The sequence below is a fragment of the Bosea sp. 124 genome (assembly GCF_003046175.1).
In the GTDB taxonomy this organism is placed as follows: Bacteria; Pseudomonadota; Alphaproteobacteria; order Rhizobiales; family Beijerinckiaceae; genus Allobosea.
The window spans coordinates 3,705,107-3,724,947 of record NZ_PZZM01000001.1 but is presented as its reverse complement, the minus strand read 5'-3'; the positions used below and the strand labels follow the sequence as shown (position 1 = coordinate 3,724,947).

21 protein-coding genes are annotated in these 19,841 nt (G+C 66.9%); 14 read left to right on the top strand and 7 right to left on the bottom strand.

From position 1 onward, the window contains the following. Window positions 1-388: 388 nt before the first annotated feature. The 3 genes from C8D03_RS17645 (at window position 389) to C8D03_RS17635 (ending at window position 4,323) form a co-directional block, all read left to right on the top strand. Entirely contained in the window at window positions 389-1,828 is a 1,440-nt protein-coding gene (locus tag C8D03_RS17645; RefSeq protein WP_108047418.1) for an IS1182 family transposase, read from the top strand. A 514-nt stretch (window positions 1,829-2,342) separates the two neighbouring features. Then, on the top strand, window positions 2,343-3,431 hold the full coding sequence (motA, locus tag C8D03_RS17640) for a flagellar motor stator protein MotA (RefSeq protein WP_248308514.1): 1,089 nt from the start codon (window positions 2,343-2,345) through the stop codon (window positions 3,429-3,431). 22 nt (window positions 3,432-3,453) lie between these two features. Beyond that, a complete protein-coding gene (locus tag C8D03_RS17635) occupies window positions 3,454-4,323 on the top strand; it encodes a flagellar motor protein MotB (RefSeq protein ID WP_210203942.1) in 870 nt (289 codons plus the stop codon). Between the two features lie 190 nt (window positions 4,324-4,513). Here C8D03_RS17635 and C8D03_RS17630 read toward each other — a convergent pair whose 3' ends face one another. Next, the gene (locus tag C8D03_RS17630; protein ID WP_108048155.1) at window positions 4,514-5,899 is read right to left on the bottom strand and encodes an IS1182 family transposase; all 1,386 of its coding nucleotides are present in this window, start codon (window positions 5,897-5,899) and stop codon (window positions 4,514-4,516) included. A gap of 100 nt (window positions 5,900-5,999) precedes the next feature. After that, the gene (locus C8D03_RS17625; protein ID WP_108048153.1) at window positions 6,000-6,788 is read right to left on the bottom strand and encodes an SDR family NAD(P)-dependent oxidoreductase; all 789 of its coding nucleotides are present in this window, start codon (window positions 6,786-6,788) and stop codon (window positions 6,000-6,002) included. A gap of 195 nt (window positions 6,789-6,983) precedes the next feature. On the opposite strand from C8D03_RS17625, the gene rplS reads away from it, so the two are divergent. The 9 genes from rplS (at window position 6,984) to leuD (ending at window position 12,342) form a co-directional block, all read left to right on the top strand. After that, on the top strand, window positions 6,984-7,379 hold the full coding sequence (gene rplS, locus C8D03_RS17620) for a 50S ribosomal protein L19 (protein ID WP_108048151.1): 396 nt from the start codon (window positions 6,984-6,986) through the stop codon (window positions 7,377-7,379). A 215-nt stretch (window positions 7,380-7,594) separates the two neighbouring features. Further along, window positions 7,595-7,771 (top strand): hypothetical protein, encoded by a 177-nt coding sequence (locus tag C8D03_RS26510; protein WP_181301364.1) that lies wholly within the window; start codon window positions 7,595-7,597, stop codon window positions 7,769-7,771. Window positions 7,772-7,873: 102 nt separating this feature from the next. Continuing rightward, window positions 7,874-9,292, top strand: coding sequence for a 3-isopropylmalate dehydratase large subunit (gene leuC / locus C8D03_RS17615; protein ID WP_108048149.1), 1,419 nt, complete (start codon window positions 7,874-7,876; stop codon window positions 9,290-9,292). Between the two features lie 22 nt (window positions 9,293-9,314). Beyond that, entirely contained in the window at window positions 9,315-9,560 is a 246-nt protein-coding gene (locus C8D03_RS17610) for a hypothetical protein (protein WP_108048147.1), read from the top strand. Window positions 9,561-9,673: 113 nt separating this feature from the next. Further along, on the top strand, window positions 9,674-10,033 hold the full coding sequence (locus C8D03_RS17605; RefSeq protein ID WP_248308706.1) for a metallopeptidase family protein: 360 nt from the start codon (window positions 9,674-9,676) through the stop codon (window positions 10,031-10,033). Window positions 10,034-10,036: 3 nt separating this feature from the next. Beyond that, window positions 10,037-10,669, top strand: a complete 633-nt coding sequence (locus C8D03_RS17600) for a LysE family translocator (protein ID WP_108048143.1) — start codon at window positions 10,037-10,039, stop codon at window positions 10,667-10,669. Between the two features lie 144 nt (window positions 10,670-10,813). Then, complete coding sequence (locus tag C8D03_RS17595) at window positions 10,814-11,158, top strand: DUF6152 family protein (RefSeq protein ID WP_108048141.1); 345 nt, start codon at window positions 10,814-10,816, stop codon at window positions 11,156-11,158. Window positions 11,159-11,164: 6 nt separating this feature from the next. Then, the gene (locus C8D03_RS17590; RefSeq protein ID WP_108048139.1) at window positions 11,165-11,641 is read left to right on the top strand and encodes a DUF6644 family protein; all 477 of its coding nucleotides are present in this window, start codon (window positions 11,165-11,167) and stop codon (window positions 11,639-11,641) included. Window positions 11,642-11,739: 98 nt separating this feature from the next. Beyond that, window positions 11,740-12,342, top strand: a complete 603-nt coding sequence (gene leuD, locus C8D03_RS17585) for a 3-isopropylmalate dehydratase small subunit (protein WP_108048137.1) — start codon at window positions 11,740-11,742, stop codon at window positions 12,340-12,342. 90 nt (window positions 12,343-12,432) lie between these two features. On the opposite strand, the gene C8D03_RS17580 is transcribed toward leuD, so the two are convergent. The 3 genes from C8D03_RS17580 to C8D03_RS17570 form a co-directional block, all read right to left on the bottom strand. Continuing rightward, on the bottom strand, window positions 12,433-13,680 hold the full coding sequence (locus tag C8D03_RS17580) for a DUF1501 domain-containing protein (RefSeq protein ID WP_248308513.1): 1,248 nt from the start codon (window positions 13,678-13,680) through the stop codon (window positions 12,433-12,435). A gap of 5 nt (window positions 13,681-13,685) precedes the next feature. Further along, the gene (locus C8D03_RS17575; protein ID WP_108048135.1) at window positions 13,686-15,161 is read right to left on the bottom strand and encodes a DUF1800 domain-containing protein; all 1,476 of its coding nucleotides are present in this window, start codon (window positions 15,159-15,161) and stop codon (window positions 13,686-13,688) included. Window positions 15,162-15,359: 198 nt separating this feature from the next. Next, window positions 15,360-16,154: a DUF4394 domain-containing protein gene (locus C8D03_RS17570; protein ID WP_108051788.1), complete on the bottom strand. Its 795-nt coding sequence runs from the start codon at window positions 16,152-16,154 to the stop codon at window positions 15,360-15,362. Window positions 16,155-16,346: 192 nt separating this feature from the next. Here C8D03_RS17570 and C8D03_RS17565 point away from each other — a divergent pair, with 192 nt between their 5' ends. After that, window positions 16,347-16,910 carry a sigma-70 family RNA polymerase sigma factor gene (locus tag C8D03_RS17565; RefSeq protein ID WP_108048133.1) on the top strand — a complete coding sequence of 188 codons (564 nt, stop codon included), beginning with the start codon at window positions 16,347-16,349 and terminating at the stop codon, window positions 16,908-16,910. Then, the gene (locus tag C8D03_RS17560) at window positions 16,907-17,653 is read left to right on the top strand and encodes an anti-sigma factor (protein WP_108048131.1); all 747 of its coding nucleotides are present in this window, start codon (window positions 16,907-16,909) and stop codon (window positions 17,651-17,653) included. Before C8D03_RS17565 ends, C8D03_RS17560 begins: the two co-directional genes overlap by 4 nt. An 88-nt stretch (window positions 17,654-17,741) precedes the next feature. Here the strand turns inward: C8D03_RS17560 and C8D03_RS17555 are convergent, their stop codons facing one another. Both C8D03_RS17555 and C8D03_RS17550 read right to left on the bottom strand, forming a co-directional pair. After that, entirely contained in the window at window positions 17,742-18,491 is a 750-nt protein-coding gene (locus C8D03_RS17555) for an SDR family NAD(P)-dependent oxidoreductase (protein WP_108051786.1), read from the bottom strand. A 152-nt stretch (window positions 18,492-18,643) separates the two neighbouring features. Beyond that, window positions 18,644-19,735, bottom strand: coding sequence for an ATP-dependent DNA helicase (locus C8D03_RS17550; RefSeq protein WP_108048129.1), 1,092 nt, complete (start codon window positions 19,733-19,735; stop codon window positions 18,644-18,646). Window positions 19,736-19,841 lie beyond the last annotated feature (106 nt).

Below are 19,841 nucleotides of genomic sequence, written 5' to 3'. Positions count from 1 at the left end.
ACTCCAGGCCGCGCTTCTATGGCCGGCCGGATCGGATGCCGCGATCTCGGACGCCAGCTCGGCTCATCGCCTCGTCGCGTCCTCGATCGCTAGCCTCGTCACCGACCGAGCCTCCCGGCGAGCTCCTCGCACAGGGAGCGTAGTATCCCCAGGGCGGTTCCCGAAGCCTCCCGGGAGTGGATCGTGACTCCGCCCGCAGGCGCCGCCCTCATCCCCACCAACGGCACACCTCCGGATGGCTGCCCCTCGGGGATGAGGTCGCGGCGGGATAAGTGCTGCATGGGGAGCGGGGACAAGTTGTGTGCTGATATGTCCGCCATGGCTCGAGGCTGTGTGAAAACCGTGCTGGTTCGGGTAGACTCCTGACGTTGCAGTCGGGAGGTCGGATTTGAGCCGCTTCGTTGAGGGTTGCGACCGCCGGCAGCCGACGCTGCTTCCCGATTGCCTGGACGACTATGTGGCGGATGAGAACCCGGTGCGGGTGGTCGACGTGTTCGTCGATGACCTGGATCTGGAGGTCCTGGGTTTTGAGGGCGTGACGCCGGCAGCGACAGGACGCCCGGCCTACCACCCGGCCACGCTGCTCAAGCTCTACATCTACGGCTACCTGAACAAGGTGCAGTCCAGCCGCCGGCTGGAACGCGAGGCGGGGCGCAATGTCGAGTTGATGTGGCTGACGGGGAGGCTTGCGCCCGACCACAAGACCATCGCCGACTTCCGGAAGGAGAATGGGCCCGCGATCCAGGGCGCCTGCGCTCAGTTCGTGGTGCTGTGCCGTCAGATCGGCCTGTTCGGGAGCACCCTGGTCGCCATCGACGGCAGCAAGTTCAAAGCAGTGAACAGCCGCGACAAGAACTTCACGGCCCACAAGCTCACGAGGCGCCTGCAGCAGGTGGCTGAACACATCGCGGGCTATCTGCGTGACCTCGACACGGCCGATCGTCAGGAAGACGAGGCCGCCGAGGCGCGCTCGGGACGGCTGCAGGAGAAGGTCGAGCGGCTGCGCGAGCAGATGAAGATGCTCAAGGCCATGGAGGCGCAAGTCGCTGCCTCACCTGAAGGCCAGATCTCGCTGACCGATCCGGACGCTCGCTCGATGGCCACCAGCGGACGCGGCAGTGGGATTGTCGGCTACAACGTCCAGTCCGCTGTCGAGGCCAAGCATCACCTGATCGTCGCCCACGACGTGGTCATGACCGGCAGCGACCGCGAGCAGCTCGCAGCCATGGCCGCCAAGGCAAAGAACGCCATGGGCGCGGAAAAGCTCGATGCGCTGGCCGACCGCGGCTACTTCTCCGGCGAGGAGATCCGCTCCTGCGAGGCCCTGGGCGTGACGCCCTATCTGCCCAAGCCGCTGACCTCGGGCGCCAAGGCCGAGGGCCGGTTCGGCAAGCAGGACTTCGTCTACCTGCCCGAGCAGGATGTCTATCGCTGCCCATCCGGCGCGCTGCTGCCGCGCCATATGACCACGGTCGAGCGGGGAATGACGCTCCACCGCTACTGGGATCGCGCTAGTTGCCAGGCCTGCGCCCTCAAGGCTCAGTGCACGCCCAGCGTCGAACGGCGGGTCACCCGCTGGGAACACGAGGCGATCATCGACGCCCTTCAACGGCGGATGGATCTGACGCCTGGCGCCATGCGCCAACGAAGGCGGCTCGTCGAACACCCCTTCGGCACGATCAAGGCCTGGATGGGGGCGACGCACTTCCTGACGAGGCGCCTGCCCAACGTGAAGACCGAAATCGGCCTCCACATCCTCGCCTATAACCTCAAGCGCGTCATCGCCATCATCGGCGCCAAGCCGCTGATGGAAGCGATCCGGGCCTGACACTGCCCCTCATCGCGGGCTCGCCGCCCCAGTTGATCAAAGGCAGGCAGCGCGTTTTTACACAGCCTCGCTCGCAACCGGACTGGGAGATCGCCCAAATCCGGAAACGCCTCGTTGCGCCGGTGCCAGCTGGCGATCCCAGGCGGACGTGACAGTCCTGTTCTGCGGCACCCCGCAAGCATCGGCTAAAAGTCCGATATGCGGTCAACCTTCTTGGTCAGCCTTCCAGCGGCTCGATAGCGTTGTCCGGAGGTTGGATTGGCACCGGCGAGAGAACGCAATCAGAGGCATGCCGGATGGTCCACGGAACCGAGGGGGAGCCGTCGCCTCGGCGTGCGCGACGCAGCGGTCGGCAAGCCAAGGCGTTGAACTCCTTGTCGCTTGCGAAGCGTGGCATTTGGCGCGAAGGAGCGCCCGCACGCGTTGCCCAGCTGATTCTCACCCGCATCCTCCTCGGCCTCGCCGCGTCACGGCAAAGCGGCGCAGCGTAGACGACCCCGGGAAACGGTCCCTATTGGACGCCGATCACCGGGATTGGCGGAGACGCATTGGACCCCGATTTCCTCCCCTGGGGCCTACCCTGCCGCGCCCCAAGCCTCAAAGCCGTGGCCGGAGGACGACGCTTACAAACCTGCGGGCCCATGGCTGTAAACTCGCCCTTAACCTCGATTGGTCATTTCCTCGGACCAGTAGTGGCTTCGCGCGGGCTGTACCTGCTGCGGCGCAAGGATGGCAAACCATGCGGCTGATCGTCGGCGCAATCATCGTCTTCGTCTGCGTCTTCGGCAGCTACGCGGCTATGGGTGGCCACCTCGAGGTCCTATGGCAGCCGTTCGAGTTTGTTATCATCCTCGGTGCAGCGATCGGTGCCTTCATCATCGGCAACCCCGCGCCGGTGCTCAAGGCCGTGCCCGGCATGCTCGGCACGATCATGAAGGGCTCCAAGTACAAGCAGGAATGCTATGTCGAACTGCTGGGGATGCAGTATTCATTGTATAAGCTTGTGAAGCAGAAGGGCATGCTCGCGATCGAGGAGCACATTGAAAATCCGGGCAACTCGACGCTGTTCAACGCCTTCCCCACTTTTGCAGCGAACCATCATGCGGTCGAGTTCGTCTGCGACTACATGCGCATGTTGTCGCTGGGCGCCAACAACGTCCACCAGATCGACGCTCTCATGGACGAGGAACTGGAGACGCACCACCAGGAGCAGGAGCGTATCGTTTCGGCCATGCAGTCGCTCGCCGACGGAACACCGGCGCTCGGCATCGTCGCCGCCGTGCTCGGCGTGATCAAGACGATGGGGGCGATCAAAGAGCCGCCGGAGGTGCTGGGACATCTGATCGGCGGCGCACTTGTCGGCACCTTCTTCGGCGTCTTCGTCGCCTACGGCTTCTTCGCGCCCATGGCGGCGTCGCTCAAGAGCACCTTCGAGGCGGAATCCAAATACTACCTTTCACTCAAGGCGGGTCTCCTCGCCCATATCAGCGGCCTGCCGCCGGTGATGGCGGTCGAATTTGCCCGCAAGGCTCTGATGAGCGACGTCCGCCCGACCTTCAACGAAGTGGAAGCGGCAACCGCTGCTCTGCCCGCCAGCGTCTGACCCGATCTTCAGCAGGAACTCGATGGACAAGCCCATCCAGCCGATCATCATCAAGAAGGTCAAGAAGGCCGCTCATGCACACCATGGCGGGGCTTGGAAGATCGCCTATGCGGACTTCGTGACCGCCATGATGGCGTTCTTTCTGCTGATGTGGCTGATCAGCATGACGACGCAGGAGCAGAAGAACGGCCTGGCGGAATACTTCGCGCCGGGGGCTACGAGTCCTACGAGCAGTGGCGCAGGCGCCATCCTGATGGGCACCGCCCTGGACAAGTCAGGCAACAAGTCGTCGACGCCCCGCGACGCGGCGGCGGGCACCACCGCGCAGGACGACGGGCGCCCGAGCTGGTGGGGCAACGCCCGCGACCGCGAGGTCAGCCGCCCGGCCGCCAGCGTGCAGGCCAACCACAGCGCCATAGCCAGCCTCCGGCAGGCGCTCCAGAACCTGCCCGACATTGCCGAGCTGTCGCGCAACATCGTGATCGAGGCGACCAAGGAGGGGGTGGACGTTTCCCTCGTGGACGAGGACGGCCGCTCCATGTTCCGCGAGGGCTCGGTCGACCCCTACGAGCGCACCCGTCGCGTGCTGGAGGCGCTCGCGCCCACCCTGCGCCGGCTGCCCAACCGCCTGCGTGTCACCGGCCACACGGCCGCCGCGCGCCCGGGCTCGGTGGGGGCCGTCGAACCCTGGAGCCTCACCACCGGGCGCGCGCTCGCCGTGCGCGAGATCCTGTCGGGCGCCGGGCTCCCCAGCGACCACTTTTTCTCCGTGGTGGGACGCGCCGACACCGAGCCGGTCTTCCCCGACAATCCCTACCTCTCGTCGAACCGTCGGGTGACGATGACGCTGCTCAATGCGGAGCCGCCGCTGCCCCCGAACCTCTTTCGCTGACGACAAGGCGCCTCGGCCGCCTCAGAGTCCGCTTGAGATTGAGTTCAGCCCGGCCGCGCGGCTGTCGATCTCATTGCATCCCCCAGGAGCAGACCTTCGGGATGTCAGCAACGGGTCGATGTCGTTGAAAAAGTCGGTCTTAAGAGGGACGCGAGGGCGTTTCGGATTTGGCCGATTGATCCTCGCCCTCTCATGCAGGCCTGAACTGGGGTCCGTTCGGCAGGAGCTTTGCGAGCTTCCGGAGGTTTTGGGCTGCCGCAGCGAGGTGGAACTCGTCTCTGGCGCCGTTCGGTCCGCGTAGGCGCAGGCGATCGAGTTTCAGGATGCGCTTCAGGTGAGCGAACAGCATCTCGACCTTCTTCCGCTCTCGCCGCGAGGCGACATAGGCATCGGTCTCGGCGATGTCCCTGGCCATGTCGCGGGCGCCCTCGTGGATCGAGCGCAGGATCTTGCGAGCCGGCGTGTTGGGCGAGCACTGCGGTTTCAGCGAGCAGGCGTCGCAGTCCAACTTGCTGGCGCGGTAGCGCATGAAGCCTTCGGGATCGACGCCCTCGCGGCTGATACCGAAGCGCCGCCGATATTGGTGAAGCTCCTTCCCGCCCGGGCAGGTGTAGAGATCGCGGGCGTGGTCATAGGCGAAGTCGGAGCGGCTGAAGGTGCCGTCGCTGCGCTGCGATTTGTCGAAGACCAGGATGTGCGGCTCGATCCCGCGCTCATGCACCAGCCAGGCGAGGTTCTCGGCCGAGCCGTAGGCGCTGTCAGCAGCTAATCTGGCCGGCCAGAGGCCGAAGCGCTCCTGCGTTCGGTCGAGCATGGTCCGGGCCGAGCCGACCTCTGCCTGCCGGATGGCACGGCTGGCCTCGACATCAACGATGACGGCGTGGTCGAGATCGATCAGATAGTTGGTGGCATAGGCGAAGAAGGCGTGTCCCTTCAGGGCGCCAGTCCATTGCGCCGCTGGATCGGAGCGCGAGACGAACTTCGGCTTCGCCTCGCTGGCGGCGCCCCAGGCGGCCTCGTCGAGCGTGTCGAGATACTCGCGCACCGACCGGCGCGTCCGGGCGAGATCGTCCCAGTCGACCACTTCGGAGGCCGCCGCCGAGCGCTGCTTGTTGGCGTCGGCCTTGACCAGGCTGGCATCGACCGCGAAGCCCTCGCCGCCGACGAGCCCCTCCGCGATGCAGCGCCGGACGGTCGTCTCGAACAACTCCCTCAGAAGATCGCTCTCGCGGAAACGACCATGCCGGTTCTTCGAGAAGGTCGAGTGATCGGGAACGGCGCCCTCGAGCCCGAGCCGACAGAACCAGCGATAGGCGAGGTTCAGGTGGACTTCCTCGCACAGGCGGCGCTCGGACCGGATGCCGAAGCAGTAGCCGACGAGCAGCATCCGGATCATCAGCTCCGGATCGATCGAGGGCCGACCCATCTCGCTGTAGAACGGACGCAGATGCGCGCGGATATCAGAGAGATCGACGAAGCGGTCGATGGCTCGGACCCAATGATCGGCCGGGACGTGCCGCTCCAGGCTGAACTCGTAGAACAACGCCTCCTGCGCCACCTGTCGCTCGCCCATCATCGCGCCGCCCTCCGACCAAGGACAACTGAATCAGGACTTCATACCCGCGGCAACGACGACTTTTTCAACGGTATCGGTCGGAAGCGGGCCCGACCGCCTCTCACAGGTTCCGCCGCTCCCCCCGCAGCGTCGCCAGCCCGATGCCGACCGCATCGAAGCCGCCATCGACCGCCAGCGTCTGGCCGGTGATGTAGCTCGCCTTGTCGCTGCACAGGAAGAAGATCGCCGAGGCCAGCTCCTCCTCCAGCCCGTAGCGCGCGAGCGGAATGGCGTCGCGATAGTCGGCCCTGATCTCGGGGCTGTGGACCGCCGCCGCCATGGCGGTCTCGACCGGGCCGGGCGCCACTGCATTGACGCGGATGCCCAGGCCGGCGAGTTCCGCCGCCTGCTGCTTGGTGAGATGGCCGAGCGCCGCCTTCGAGGTACCGTAGGCGACGCGCAGCGTCGAGGCGCGCAGGCCCGAGATCGAGGTGATGTTGACGATGGCGCCGCCGCCCGCATCTGCCATCAGCGGCGCCGCGAGCTGCGTCGTCAGGAACGGGCCGGTCAGGTTGACCGCGAGCACCCGGTTCCACTCGGCGAGGCTGGTTTCCAGCAGCGGCTTGAACACCGCCGTGCCGGCATTGTTGACCAATGCGTCGAGCCGCCCGAAGCGCGCGCGGAGCGCCGCGAAGGCGGCTTCGACCGCAGCCGGATCGGACACGTCGCAGGGCAGCGCCAGCGTGGCTTCAGGCCGCGCGATCCCGGCGACGGCTGCCTCGAGCGTCACCGCATCGATGTCGAGCAACGCGACCTGCCAGCCCTCCCCGAGAAAGCGTTTCGCGGTGGCAAGCCCGATGCCGCGCGCGGCGCCCGTGACGAGGGCGACCTTGATGATGTCCTGAGGCATGTTTTCCGACCCGGTGGCTGTCATTCTCGTTGGGCCCAGCCTATGCACGGCCTTGTCGCGGGCGCCAGCCGCCGTGCGCCGCGCCAGTCGCTCGACAAGCGCCCGGTTCTCCTGTATGGCCCGCGCACTCAACTGAAAACAGCGTGCCGAACGCCCGCGCAGATCAAGCGCGACAACGGCAATTGGAGAGACCCTATGAACATCATCGAACAGCTCGACAAAGAGCAGATCGCCAAGCTCAGCGAAGGTCGCGAGATCCCGCACTTCCAGCCCGGCGACACCGTCCAGGTCAATGTGAAGGTCAAAGAAGGCGAGCGCAGCCGCGTTCAGGCCTATGAAGGCGTCTGCATCGCCCGCAACGGCGGCGGCCTCAACCAGAGCTTCACCGTCCGCAAGATTTCCTATGGCGAGGGCGTCGAGCGCGTCTTCCCGCTGTTTTCGCCGAACCTCGATTCGATCAAGGTCATCCGCAAGGGCAAGGTGCGCCGCGCCAAGCTGTATTACCTGCGCGATCGTCGCGGCAAGTCGGCCCGTATCGCCGAGCGCGTCGAGGCCCGTCCGCCCAAGGGCGCGAAGGCCGAAGCCAAGTAAGACCTGCGCCAAGATAAGATTGGCAGCAGCGCGAGAAGTTTATAGACGCGGTCCTTCGGGGCCGCGTTTTTTCGTGACGAGGTCGTCGCCAGGGCCCTCATTCCGAGTGGCCGGAATCCGCGGGCTCCACGAGCCGGCTTGCCCTGCGTGCCGCACGCTCCCCACCATCGCCGGCTTCGTTGCCGCCGCAGTCTGGAACTGATAGAGACAGGGCCATGATCGCGCTCCGTGCAGTCGAGGATGGCAGGCTCTGCGTTGTTCGCCCCGAGGCGAACACGCGCCGCATTCCCACGACCCAGGGGTTCGCCGCGCTGCATGACCATGCCCGCCTGCCCTGGCGCTTCTTTGGTCGCTTCACCGCCTCGATCGCCGCGGGCCTTAGCCTCGCCTGAGACCGGCCGACTGGCCGGCGACAGGCGAATGCGATACGCGCGCCGGCCCACCGAGCCGGCCTCACTTTTCAGACCGACTCCAGGACACCGAGGCTTATCGCCATGACCGCGACTTCCGCACCCCGCACGCTCTACGACAAGATCTTCGACGACCATATCGTCGACCGGCAGGAGGACGGCACCTGCCTGCTCTATATCGACCGCCACCTCGTTCATGAGGTGACGAGCCCGCAGGCCTTCGAGGGCCTGCGCATGACCGGCCGCAAGGTTCACGCGCCGACCAAGACGCTGGCCGTCGTCGACCACAACATCCCGACCACCGACCGCTCCAAGGGCATCGCGGAAGAGGAAAGCCGCATCCAGGTCGAGGCGCTGGCGAAGAACGCCAAGGACTTCGGCGTCGAGTATTTCAACGAACTCGATATCCGCCAGGGCATCGTCCACATCGTCGGCCCCGAGCAGGGCTTCACCCTGCCCGGCACGACGATCGTCTGCGGCGACAGCCACACCTCGACGCATGGTGCTTTTGGCGCACTGGCGCATGGCATCGGCACCTCGGAGGTCGAGCATGTGCTCGCCACCCAGACGCTGATCCAGAAGAAGGCCAAGAACATGCTCGTCCAGGTCGACGGCACGCTGGCCAAGGGCGTCACCGCCAAGGACATCACGCTCGCGATCATCGGCGAGATCGGCACGGCCGGCGGCACCGGCTCGGTCATCGAATATGCCGGCGACGCCATCCGCGCCCTCTCGATGGAAGGCCGCATGACGGTCTGCAACATGTCGATCGAAGGCGGCGCCCGCGCCGGCATGGTCGCCCCCGACGAGAAGTCCTACGCCTATCTCAAGGGCCGTCCGAAAGCGCCCCACGGCGCTGCCTGGGACGAAGCCGTGCGCTACTGGGAGACGCTCTACACCGACGAGGGCGCGCATTTCGACCGCATCGTCCGTCTCGACGCCAACAACCTGCCGCCGATCGTCTCCTGGGGCACGAGCCCCGAGGACGTGATCTCGGTCGCGGGCGCCGTGCCCGACCCGGCGCTGATCGAGGACGAGACCAAGCGCTCGTCCAAGCAGCGCGCGCTCGACTATATGGGCCTGATCGCCGGCACGAAGATGACCGACATCCCGCTCGACGTCATCTGGATCGGCTCCTGCACCAACGGCCGCATCGAGGATCTGCGCGCGGTGGCGAAGATCGTCGACGGCAAGAAGATCGCCGGTTCGCTCGACTACGCCATGATCGTTCCGGGCTCGGGTCTCGTGAAGCAGCAGGCGGAGGCTGAGGGGCTGGACAAGATCTTCCTCGCCGCGGGCTTCGAATGGCGCGAGCCGGGCTGCTCGATGTGCCTCGGCATGAACCCCGACCAGCTCAAGCCGGGCCAGCGCGCCGCCTCGACCTCGAACCGCAACTTCGAGGGCCGTCAGGGCTATCGCGGCCGGACGCATCTCGTCTCGCCGCAGATGGCCGCCGCGGCCGCGCTGGTCGGGCATTTCGTCGATGTGAGGCAGTTGGGCTGACGCGACCGCGGGGAGAGAGCGCATGTCGAACGATCCCCGCGAAGCCGCCCGCGCCGCCGAGGCACAAGCCGCGCTCGGCCGCGTCAAGCGCGACAGCGAAAGCCTGCTCGGCTCATCCATGGGCCGAGCGGCCGACCATTTCACCGGCTCGGACGCGCCGCAGGGCGACAAAATCGAGCTCTGGGGCCGGCGTATCGGCCGCTCGCTCTCACTGCTCGGCGTGATCGTGCTGGCCTGGTGGCTCGGCCATCAGCTCAAGGCCTGGTGATGGGCAGCGTTCCCGATATCCGTGCATCGGCCGGCGCCGGCCTCATAGCGCAGGGGTCTGCGGACATCGGCTGGGACGACGCCCAGGCGCCCTCCATTGCCGCCTTCGAAGTCATGGCGCAGGCTGCCTTCGACCGGCTGCCGGACGAGTTCCGCGCACTCTGCGCCGACGTCATCTTCAACGTCACCGAGTTCCCCGAGGACGAAATCTGCAAGGAACTCGAAGCCGAGAGCCCCTTCGACATCCTCGGCCTGTTCACCGGCATCGGCCTGCCGCAGCAGGGCTATACCCCGCAGACCGGCCAGATGCCCAATACGATCCATCTCTATCGCCGCCCGATCCTGGATTACTGGGCCGAGCATGACGAGACGCTGGGCGGCATCGTCACCCATGTTCTGGTCCACGAGATAGGCCATCATTTCGGTTTTTCCGACGACGACATGGAAGCCATCGAAGCCGGAGCGGAACGCTAGACGATGCTCGACGACCTCGCCCGGCACCTGCCGGCTCTGACCCTGGTCTATTCGGCCTTCATCCTCGCCGTCGCCAGCCCCGGCCCCAGCAACCTCGCGGTCATGGCGACATCGATGGAGCGCGGCCGGCGCGCCGGCATGACGCTGGCGCTCGGCGTCACCGCCGGCTCGCTGAGCTGGGGCATCCTCGCTGCCATCGGCGTCTCGGCTCTCGTCGCGGGCCATCCGGGCGCGCTCTACGTCATCAAGATCGTCGGCGGGCTCTACCTGCTCTTCCTGGCCTGGCGCTCGGCCCGTTCGGCGATGCGCACGGACATGCCGGCGCCGAAAGCCGCCGTTTCCGGGCGCCGCACCTTTCTGCGCGGCTATCTCATGCACATCACCAATCCCAAGGCGATCCTGAGCTGGACCGCGATCATCGCGCTCGGCCTGCGCCCAGACGCACCCGCACTGATCGTCTACGCCATCGTCATCGGCTGCGCGCTGATCTCGCTGGCGATCAACCAGGGCTACGCCATCCTGTTTTCCAGCGCGCCGATGATCGCGGGCTACCGCCGGGTCCGGCGCCGGGCGGAAGCCGTTCTCGCCGCCTTCTTCGCCTTCGCCAGCTTCAAGCTGCTGACCGCGCAGCTGTGATGCACGGCATCCGCGCGCGGGGCGCCAGTCGGGCTTGAGGCAACAATGACACATCCGTGAACGCGGCCCCGCAAATGGCGCCTCATTGACGCCGCCTCGAACGGCTCTAACCTTCGGCTCCGAACACGAATGCGGAGACCGACCATGCGCCGCCTCGCCTTCGCTGCCCTTGGCCTCATCCTGCCCGCAGCCGCCCTTGCCCATCACGGCTGGGGCTCCTACGATGCGCAGAACCCTGTCACGCTGACCGGGCCGGTCAAGACGCTCGAATACGTCAACCCGCATGTCCATGCCGACATCACCGCCGACGGCAAGGACTGGGAACTGACCTTCGCGCCGCCCTCCCGCATGCAGGCGCGCGGCGCCTTGCAGGAGCTGATCACGGTCGGCACGACGATCACCGCCTATGGCTATCCCAGCCGCGTCAAGCCGGGCGAGATGCGGGCGGAGTGGATCGAGGTCGCCGGCAAGCGCTTCGAGTTGAGGTGAGCCAGCGTGGAGCATGCCGGCATCGCCATCCTGCAGACGCTCGAGCGCTCGGCCTTCGGCCTGGGCATCCGTGACGCCGTGCTGATCTATCCGATCGCCAATGTCATGCATGTGCTGGCGGTGCTGGTCTTCTTCGCCAGCGTCGCGATCATGGATCTGCGTGTCCTCGGCGCACTGCGTGACGACGCCACGGACGCCGTCATCCGCCGCTTCCGCCCGGTCGCGATTGGTGCCTTCTGCGTACTGCTGGCCAGCGGCCTCATCCTGTTCACGCCGGAGGCGAGCGCGATCATCCGCAACCCCTCCTTCCAGATCAAGCTGGCGCTGATTGCGGTCGGGCTCCTCAACGTGGTCTGGATGGAGCGGGCGCTGAAGCGCGGCTACCCCGGCATGACCGCGCGAGCCGCACGGCTGCCCGCTGCGCTCTCGCTCGTGATCTGGCTCGGCGTCGCGGCGGCCGGGCGCTACATCGCCTATATCTGACGGCCGCGCCTTGACGCGCGCGCAATGCCGTCAGGGGCTTGGGCCATCTTTGCGGCGCCACGCAGTTCGGCTAAAGAACTGTCGATCAGGAGTTTCCCATGCAGCCCTTCACCACGCTGACCTCGACCCCCGCGCCCTTGAAGGTGATCAATGTCGACACCGACATGATCATCCCCAAGCAGTACCTCAAGACGATCAAGCGCACCGGGCTTGGCACCGCGCTGTTCTCGGAGATGCGCTACAAGGAGGACGGCTCGGAGAACCCCGACTTCGTGCTGAACCAGCCAGCCTATCGCAAGTCCGAGATCCTGGTTGCCGGCGACAATTTCGGCTGCGGCTCGTCGCGCGAGCATGCGCCCTGGGCCCTGCTCGATTTCGGCATCCGCTGCGTGATCTCGACCTCCTTCGCCGATATTTTCTACAACAACTGCTTCAAGAACGGCATCCTGCCGATCGTGGTCAGCCCGGAGGACCTCGAGAAGCTGTTCGACGACGCCGAGCGCGGCTCGAACGCGACGCTGACGGTCGATCTCGAAAAGCAGGAGATCAAGGGCCCCGATGGCGGCACCGTGACCTTCGACATCGACCCGTTCCGCAAGCACTGCCTGATGAACGGCCTCGACGACATCGGCCTGACCATGGAGAAGGCGCCGAAGATCGCAGCCTTCGAGGACAAGCTGAAGCAGCGCGCCTGGGCTTGAAGGCTTGCGTCATTCTCGGGCTCAGCATGGCTGCGAGCCGGGAATCTCTTGCTGGAGATGCTCGGGTCTTTGCCCCAGCATAAGGGGCGCCTACCCCACCAGTCCCGCCAGCGGCGCAAGTCCGCCGGTCCCCGGAAACACCTTCTCCGCCAGCACCGGCCCCGACAGGCCAAACAGCTCCGAGACCACGCCCTTCGCCACCGCGCGGATGTCCGTCGTCGGCTTCAGGTCGCGCTTCTCATGGAGTTGTTCTAGCTTCAGCCCCGGCCAGTCGGCGATCATCCGCCCGCCCTTGACCGCCCCGCCGACCAGGAAGGCGACCGTGCCGGTGCCGTGATCGGTGCCGACCGTGCCGTTGACCTTCGCCGTCCTGCCGAACTCCGTCACCACCATCACGACGGTATCGTTCCAGACCGGCTTCAACCCCGCCTCGAAGCTCGCCAGCGCGCCGTCGAGACCACCGAGCAATTGCGCCAGCCGCCCCTTCGCGCCGCCCTCGTTCGCATGCGTATCCCAGCCCTCGAAGGCGAGAGCGGCGATACGCGGCCCGTCATCGGCGCCGACGAGCGCAGCCGCGCCTTCCGCGATGCGCTTCATGCCATCCGCACTGTCGGGCCCGCCGCCGCCTCTCACCTCGCTGCCCATGCCGCGGCGCTGCGCGATGCCCTCGGTCAGGCCCGCCTGGCTGAGCGCACGCGCCAGCCCCGGATCGCGCTGGCCATAGAGATCCCCGAGGCGCTGGATCAGATCCGGCCCCGCGCGCGCCATGCGCGGCGGCGCCCAGCCGAGGATCGGCGCCTCGCCGCGCACGACCAGCGGCGGAACGACGCCGACGCCGAGCACGCCGCGCCGTGAGACGCCCTCACCCGGCGGCAGACTGGCGATCAGCCGGTTGAGCCAGCCGCTCTCGGTCCGTCCCGGCCCCGCCTGCCCGCTCTCCAGCACATCCTGCCCATCGAAATGCGAGCGCTCGCGATAGCCTGTGGCGGCGGCATGGACGATCGAGGCCTGGCCCGAGGCGTAGAGCCGCGCCAGGTTCGGCATCGCCGGGTGAAGGTAGAAGAAGCCGTCGAGCGGCAGCGCTGCATCCGGCCCGTCGCGCATCAGCGCGATGTCCTCACGCAGGCCCGCATAGTCGGGATCGCCGATCGGCGGCACCGCCGACAAGCCGTCGAGCGCACCGCGCAGCACCACCAGCAGGAAGCGCGGGTCTCGGCTGCCCGCCGCCGCATAGGCGAATTTCGGCACGAAGGACCAAGCGAACAGAGCGCCTGCCGCGCCCAGCATGGCGCGGCGCGACGGCGTCATCCGTTCGCAATCGTCGTCGTCATCGACCATCGGGCTCACCTCCGCTGGAACTCGGGCGACATCAGCATCAGGGCCAGCGCCTGCGGCCTGCTCTCGGCCCGCGCCACCGCCTGGCGCGTCTCCGGCGACAGCAGCGGCCCGAGGATATCCTCAGTCAGCAGGCGCGGATCGGGCACGTTGCCCGCCGCCTGCCGGCCCCAGCCGGCGGCGACGTCGATGCGCGTCTTGATGCCCTCGGGCGAGGCCCAGGCCTCGTTGCCGTCGGGATAGCCGTTGGGACCGGCGGGCTGCCAGAGCGGCTGGCCTATGACACCGAGCGGCCCGATGATCTGGCCGAAATCGGGCTTGCGCCCGAGCGCCCGGAAGGCCGCGATCAGGAACTCCTGAGGCGAGCGGATCTTCGTCGGCTCGGCCCGCCACGCCGCATCCGACTCGAGCAGCGCCCGCGAGACGGCGGCGAGATCGCCCTCAGTCCGCCGGAACACGGCCGAAAGGGCGCGCACCAGTGCGGGCGGCGGGTCGTCGGCCACGAAATGCCGCACCAGCTTGATCGCGATGAAATCGGCGGTGGCGGGATGGCGGGCGAGATCGCCCAGCGCAGCCAGCCCCTTCTCCTTGCCCGGCTGGCCATAGGGCTTGCCGAGCAGCGGCGGCGCGCCCGGCTCGTGCAGCCCTGCATTGAAGGCAAACGACCCCGGAAAGCCCAGTACCGCCTCGCGACCGACCACCGTCCAGCCAGTGATGATGCGGGCGAGATTGGTAACGTCGACCTGAGCATAGCCGCCCGATACGCCAAGCGTATGCAGTTCGAGGATTTCGCGGGCGAGGTTCTCGTTCAGGCCGCGCCCGCGCCGTTTGCCGGCCGGGGAGGACGGGCCGATCGAGAGCCGGTTGTCGAGGAAATCGAGCATCGCCGGGTGGCTCTCGGCTGCGACCAGCATCTCCTCGAACCGGCCGAAGACATGTGGCCGGATCGCCTCGCGCTCATAGGCCCCTGCCATGATCCGCGTCAGGTTGCTCTTGGTCGCCCCAACGCAGAAATGATTCGACCAGAACTGCACCAGCCGCTCGCCGAAGCCGGTCTCGGCATCGAGCGCGAGGCGCACCCGCGCCAGAACCTCCTGGCGATAGGTCCTGTAAGGCAGAGCCGGCTCGGCCGCCGGCTTCGGCTGCGCCATCGGGCTCTGGGGTGTAGAGGAAGCAGGCGCGGCAGGCACAGACTGGGCGAGTGCCGGCTGAGCGGCCGCGACCTGCGCCTCGCTTGCCTGGGCGGCACGCCGCGCCTCGCGCCCGCTCCGCTCGCGATCCTCGAAGGCATAGAGCGCGGCGCCAATCTCCGCTGTTCCCGAAAACGGCAGGCCGGCCGGCTGCGGCAGCGCGCGCCGGTCGATCTCGGCAAGCAGGCGGTCGCGTGCGCCCACCCTGATCGCCGGGCTCTGACCTACCCCGAAGCCGAGGCCGAAACGCTGCAATCCCACGCTGTCGCTGCGCGCATCGGACGGGCTCGCCATGCGGTCGCCTCCGGTCGGGTTCGTCGGGCGTGTCCAGACTGGCCGCAGAACTGTGGCGAAAACCAGAAGCAGAACCCGAGAATGCGCGGCCTCGCCGGATCGGGCGCGGCGCAACACGACCAAATGACTGCAACTCAAAGGAAAACCGCCGCCTCTCGCGAGGCGGCGGCTCTCGAAGAGTCGTTCAGGATCGGGCCGTCACATCGCCGGAAGCGCCGCGACATCACGCACCGGCGCGCTGAGCCCGGTCACCTTTCCGACCATCGAGGCCTTTCCGGTGGCGAGGTCGACCTTGTGCAGGGCACCGTCCGCGAGAAGCCAGCCGGTATTCGTTCCGTCCGCGGCGGTCTCGATGTCGAAGGCGATCGCCTTCGACATCACGCCGAGCTTGCCGACGGCGCCGAGCACACCGTCATTCGGCGGCGCCTGCTTGAGCAGTCCGCCGATCTTGCTGTCGATGTCGTAGAGCGCCGTTTCCTTGGTGCCCTTGACGGAATTGCTGTAGGCGCCGGCCACGATCATCGGCGTCTCGCCCTTGTGCATGTCGGTCTCGGCGAATTTCAGCTTTCCGTCGACGGTGGTCTTGCCGTCATCGACATTGACGCGGAGATTGGTGCCGTCCGAGCCGATGACCCGCAGGCGGTCGGCGGCAGGGTTGAAATCCACCGTCGCCATGGCGCTGGCGGACAGCACGGTGTCCATCTTCGACTTCATCGTCGCCTTGCCGGCGGAATCGACCGTGTAGATCGTGCCGTCCGTGGTCAGCGCGTAGAGCATGCCGTCGGCGGGGCGGACATCGATGCCGGCGATCTTGCCGGAAATGCCGGTGACCTTCATCGACTTGCCGGCCTTCTGGGTCGCGGTGTCGATCATGGTGAGGGTGTCGTCGCCAGTCAGCGCGGCGATCATGCCGGCCTGTGCAGACAGGGACGCAGCAACAGAGCTGGCGAGAATGGTCGAGGCGATCAGCGCAAGGCGTGTGGTCCTGGTCATGTCGTCTTCCTCCGAATTCATCATGGAGCGACCGCTCGGGCTTTCTCGGGCCGCGGCACTCGGATCGGATAAGCTCGGCCTCGACAGCCGGATGCGGATTGAAAAATAAAGAAAATTGCCGCATCCGGAGCGGGGGCAGAAACGTAGACCGGGGTTGGCGTTCGAATTGCGGGCGCCAAGAAGGAGACGGGGATGGCAGGCGACGTCGCGTCGACGGAAAAGGCCAGGGACATCGAGGCGGCGCTGCTGGCCTGCGCCTCGGGAGATAAATCTGCGCTCAGGCGCATCTATGATGCCGAGTCACCGCGTATGATCGGAGTGGCGCAGCGCCTGCTCAAACGCCGCGCCCTGGCCGAGGAGGCGGTGCAGGATGCCTTCGTCCTGATCTGGCGGCATGCCGCGCGGTACGATCCGCAGCGCGGCGCCGGCCTGACCTGGATCTATGCGATCCTGCGCAACCGCTCTCTCTCGATCCTGCGCGACGAGAAGCGGACGGAAACGAGCGATGCCCCTGTCGCCGAAGAGGCGGCGAGCGAAGAGGACGATCCCGAGACGGTCATGTCGAAGCTGTCCGACGCCAAGGCCCTGCACGCCTGCCTGGAGACGCTGCCGCCGCAGCGGCGAGGCCTCGTGCTGCTCGCCTTCGTCCAGGGTCTGACCCATGGCGAGATCGCCGGCCGGCTCAACCTGCCGATCGGCACCGTCAAATCCTGGATCAGGCGCTCGCTGATCTCCCTGAAGGAGTGCCTCGGATGAGCCCCTCGCAGGACATCAACGCGACGCCGCAGGAGCGCGACGCACTTGCCGGAGAATATGTGCTCGGCCTCGTGGAGGGCGCAGACCGGGCGCTGCTGGAGCATCGCATCGAACGCGAGCCGGCGCTGGCCGCCTCCGTGGAGAGCTGGCGCGGCCATCTCGCCGCAGTCGACGCCACCGCACCGCAGATCCCGCCCTCGCCCGGCCTCTGGGCCCGGATCGAGGCCGAGATCGCCGCGATCCTGCCCGCAGCGGAGCGCGGTCGCGGCAAGGCGCTGAAGGCCGGCAACACACTGGCCGATTGGTGGAACAACCTCTTCGTCTGGCGCGGCGCGGCCTTCGCGGGCGCACTCGCCGCACTTCTGCTCGCCATCGGCCTGAACGGCGCACTCGACCGCGCAAAGCGCCAGCCTCTCATGGTCGCGGTGCTGCTGACGGATGCGAACATCGCCGCCGCCGTCGTCAACACCTTCGCCGACGGACGTGTCGAGATGGTGCCGCTGCAGAACATCGCCGTGCCGGAAGGCAAGGCGCTCGAGATCTGGACGCTCTGGGACCGGGCCGTCGGCCCGCGTTCGGTCGGCCTGATCGACCGTGCCCGCACGACGCCGCTCAGGCTCGATCAATTGCCGCTGGGCAAGGATCAGCTCTTCGAGATCACGATCGAGAACGCGACCGGCTCGCCGACAGGCCGGCCGACCGGGCCGATCGTGGCGAAGGGGACGACGTCTCAGGCGCTTTGACAAACAAGCCGGGCGTGTCGGAGGCGGGATCGTCCGCTTTCAACGCGCCCGGCTCCATAGACGCCGCCACCCCGTCGATGAGCTGAAATCAGGGCCCGACGAGTTGCCCACCGTCAACCACGATGGTTTGCGCCGTGACCCAACTCGCCTTGTCGGAAGCGAGGAAGAGCACGACCTCGGCGACCTCCTCCGGTTTGCCCATCCGGCCGAAGGCGATGCTGGCCAGCGTCGACCGATAGAGTTCAGGATTCGAGGTCCTTCGGTCTTCCCAAGTGCCACCGGGAAACTCGATCGAACCGGGGGCGACGCCATTCACCCGGATGCCCTTCCGCGACAGCATTTTCGCCTGGCTCGCCGTGTAATGCATCACGGCCGCCTTGATCGCGCCGTAGGGCGCCGAGCGCGACGACGCCCGCAGGGCCGAGATCGACGACACGTTGACGATCGACGAACCCGGATTCATGTGGGGGATCGCAGCATGGCTGCCACGAACGACAGCCATCATGTCGACGTTGAGCGAGGCCGCCCAGCCCTCCTCGTCGTCCGAATGGCCGAAGCCGGAGGCGTTGTTGACGAGGACGTCCAGCCCACCGAGAGCCTCGACAGCCTCAGGCACATAAGCCTCGATCGCAGCCGCGTCGGCGAGGTCGACGCGGGCCGCATGTGCCGTAACGCCGAGTGCCTCGATCTCCCGGCGCGTCGCTTCGAGCGGTCCCGCGCCCCGGGCGCAAATCGAAACGGATGCTCCGCCTGCGGCGAAGCCGAGCGCGATGGAGCGTCCGATGCCACGGCTCCCGCCCATCACGATCACGCGCTTCCCGGTGAATTCCTTGGCCATGCAGACGTCCTTCGTGATTGCCACTCAGCGTCTTCTATAGATGCGGCGGACGATCTGGATCCAACCTCCTGCAGCATGGCAGGCAGGTTTCTGTAGCGGGCAGCCGGCGAGCCCTTCTGGCTCGTTGCGGATGTCGTCCGCGCCTCGCCGCCCTACACCACCACCGTGATCGTCTCGGCCGCCCGGGTCAGCCCGGTATACAGCCAGCGTGCGCGGTGCTCGCGGAAGGCGAAGCTCTCGTCGAACAGCACGATGTCGTTCCATTGCGAGCCCTGCGCCTTGTGGACGGTCAAGGCGTAGCCGAAGGTGAACTCATCGGTGTGCTTGCGCAGCTCCCAGGGGATTTCATCCTCGGTCCCGTCGAAGAAATTCGGCAGCACCGACACCTTGACCGGCTTGCCGCCGGGATCGTCTTCAGGCGTCACCCGCATGGTGACGAGCCCCTTCTTCGAGGTCTTCAGCTCCTGCACGATCCATGAGCCGCCATTGAGCAGGCCCTTGCTCTTGTCGTTGCGCAGACAGACCAGCTTCTCGCCCGCGACCGGAACCGTCTCGGTCCGGCCCATGAGCTGCCGCATCCGGGCATTGTAGTTGCGCCGCGTCTTGTTCATGCCGACCAGCACCTGATCGGCGCTCATCACCAGCTCCGGATCGACCTCGCTGCGGCGGATCACCCGGCTGGGGCCATAATCGCCGATATCGAGCCGCCCGCCCTCGCGCACCGTCATCGACATCCGCACGATCGGGTTGTCCGCCGCCTGCCGATGGACCTCGGTCAGCATGATGTCGGGCTCGGATTCGGTGAAGAAGCCGCCGCCCTTGACCGGCGGAAGCTGCGCCGGATCGCCGAGAACCAGCACAGGCGTGCCGAAGGAGAGCAGGTCGCGGCCGAGATCCTCGTCGACCATCGAGCATTCGTCGATGATGATCAGCTTGGCTTTGGCGGCGGTGCTCTCGCGGTTGAGCACGAAGGTCGGGCTCTCCTCATCGACGCCGCGCGAGCGGTAGATCAGCGAATGGATGGTCTGGGCGCCGACGCAGCCTTTATTGCGCAGCACGAGCGCGGCCTTGCCGGTGAAGGCGGCAAAGGCGACGTCACCGTCGACGGCCTCGGCGATATGGCGCGCCAGCGTGGTCTTGCCGGTGCCGGCATAGCCGAACATCCGGAAGAGCTGCGGCTCGCCCGCCTGCAGCCAGCGCGCGACGGCACTGAGCGCGGCATCCTGTTGCGGCGACCAAGTCATGTGCAGATCGAAGTCATGTTCAAGTCGAAGTCATGCGGGGATCGGACGGAGCTGGATCATGCCGCAGATGGGGCCGAGTCGCACGGCGATGGCAAGCACGAAGGCG

What these genes read in the sequence shown, in the direction of transcription:
- C8D03_RS17610 (WP_108048147.1), top strand. Translation starts at nt 9,315, where the DNA reads ATGTCGAACGATCCCCGCGAAGCCGCCCGCGCCGCCGAGGCACAAGCC.
- C8D03_RS17550 (WP_108048129.1), bottom strand. Translation starts at nt 19,735, where the DNA reads ATGACTTGGTCGCCGCAACAGGATGCCGCGCTCAGTGCCGTCGCGCGC.
- C8D03_RS17555 (WP_108051786.1), bottom strand. Translation starts at nt 18,491, where the DNA reads ATGGCCAAGGAATTCACCGGGAAGCGCGTGATCGTGATGGGCGGGAGC.
- rplS (WP_108048151.1), top strand. Translation starts at nt 6,984, where the DNA reads ATGAACATCATCGAACAGCTCGACAAAGAGCAGATCGCCAAGCTCAGC.
- C8D03_RS17575 (WP_108048135.1), bottom strand. Translation starts at nt 15,161, where the DNA reads ATGGCGAGCCCGTCCGATGCGCGCAGCGACAGCGTGGGATTGCAGCGT.
- C8D03_RS17595 (WP_108048141.1), top strand. Translation starts at nt 10,814, where the DNA reads ATGCGCCGCCTCGCCTTCGCTGCCCTTGGCCTCATCCTGCCCGCAGCC.
- C8D03_RS17560 (WP_108048131.1), top strand. Translation starts at nt 16,907, where the DNA reads ATGAGCCCCTCGCAGGACATCAACGCGACGCCGCAGGAGCGCGACGCA.
- leuD (WP_108048137.1), top strand. Translation starts at nt 11,740, where the DNA reads ATGCAGCCCTTCACCACGCTGACCTCGACCCCCGCGCCCTTGAAGGTG.
- C8D03_RS17635 (WP_210203942.1), top strand. Translation starts at nt 3,454, where the DNA reads ATGGACAAGCCCATCCAGCCGATCATCATCAAGAAGGTCAAGAAGGCC.
- C8D03_RS17625 (WP_108048153.1), bottom strand. Translation starts at nt 6,788, where the DNA reads ATGCCTCAGGACATCATCAAGGTCGCCCTCGTCACGGGCGCCGCGCGC.
- C8D03_RS17605 (WP_248308706.1), top strand. Translation starts at nt 9,674, where the DNA reads ATGGCGCAGGCTGCCTTCGACCGGCTGCCGGACGAGTTCCGCGCACTC.
- C8D03_RS17565 (WP_108048133.1), top strand. Translation starts at nt 16,347, where the DNA reads ATGGCAGGCGACGTCGCGTCGACGGAAAAGGCCAGGGACATCGAGGCG.
- leuC (WP_108048149.1), top strand. Translation starts at nt 7,874, where the DNA reads ATGACCGCGACTTCCGCACCCCGCACGCTCTACGACAAGATCTTCGAC.
- C8D03_RS17570 (WP_108051788.1), bottom strand. Translation starts at nt 16,154, where the DNA reads ATGACCAGGACCACACGCCTTGCGCTGATCGCCTCGACCATTCTCGCC.
- C8D03_RS17630 (WP_108048155.1), bottom strand. Translation starts at nt 5,899, where the DNA reads ATGATGGGCGAGCGACAGGTGGCGCAGGAGGCGTTGTTCTACGAGTTC.
- C8D03_RS17600 (WP_108048143.1), top strand. Translation starts at nt 10,037, where the DNA reads ATGCTCGACGACCTCGCCCGGCACCTGCCGGCTCTGACCCTGGTCTAT.
- C8D03_RS26510 (WP_181301364.1), top strand. Translation starts at nt 7,595, where the DNA reads ATGATCGCGCTCCGTGCAGTCGAGGATGGCAGGCTCTGCGTTGTTCGC.
- C8D03_RS17580 (WP_248308513.1), bottom strand. Translation starts at nt 13,680, where the DNA reads ATGGTCGATGACGACGACGATTGCGAACGGATGACGCCGTCGCGCCGC.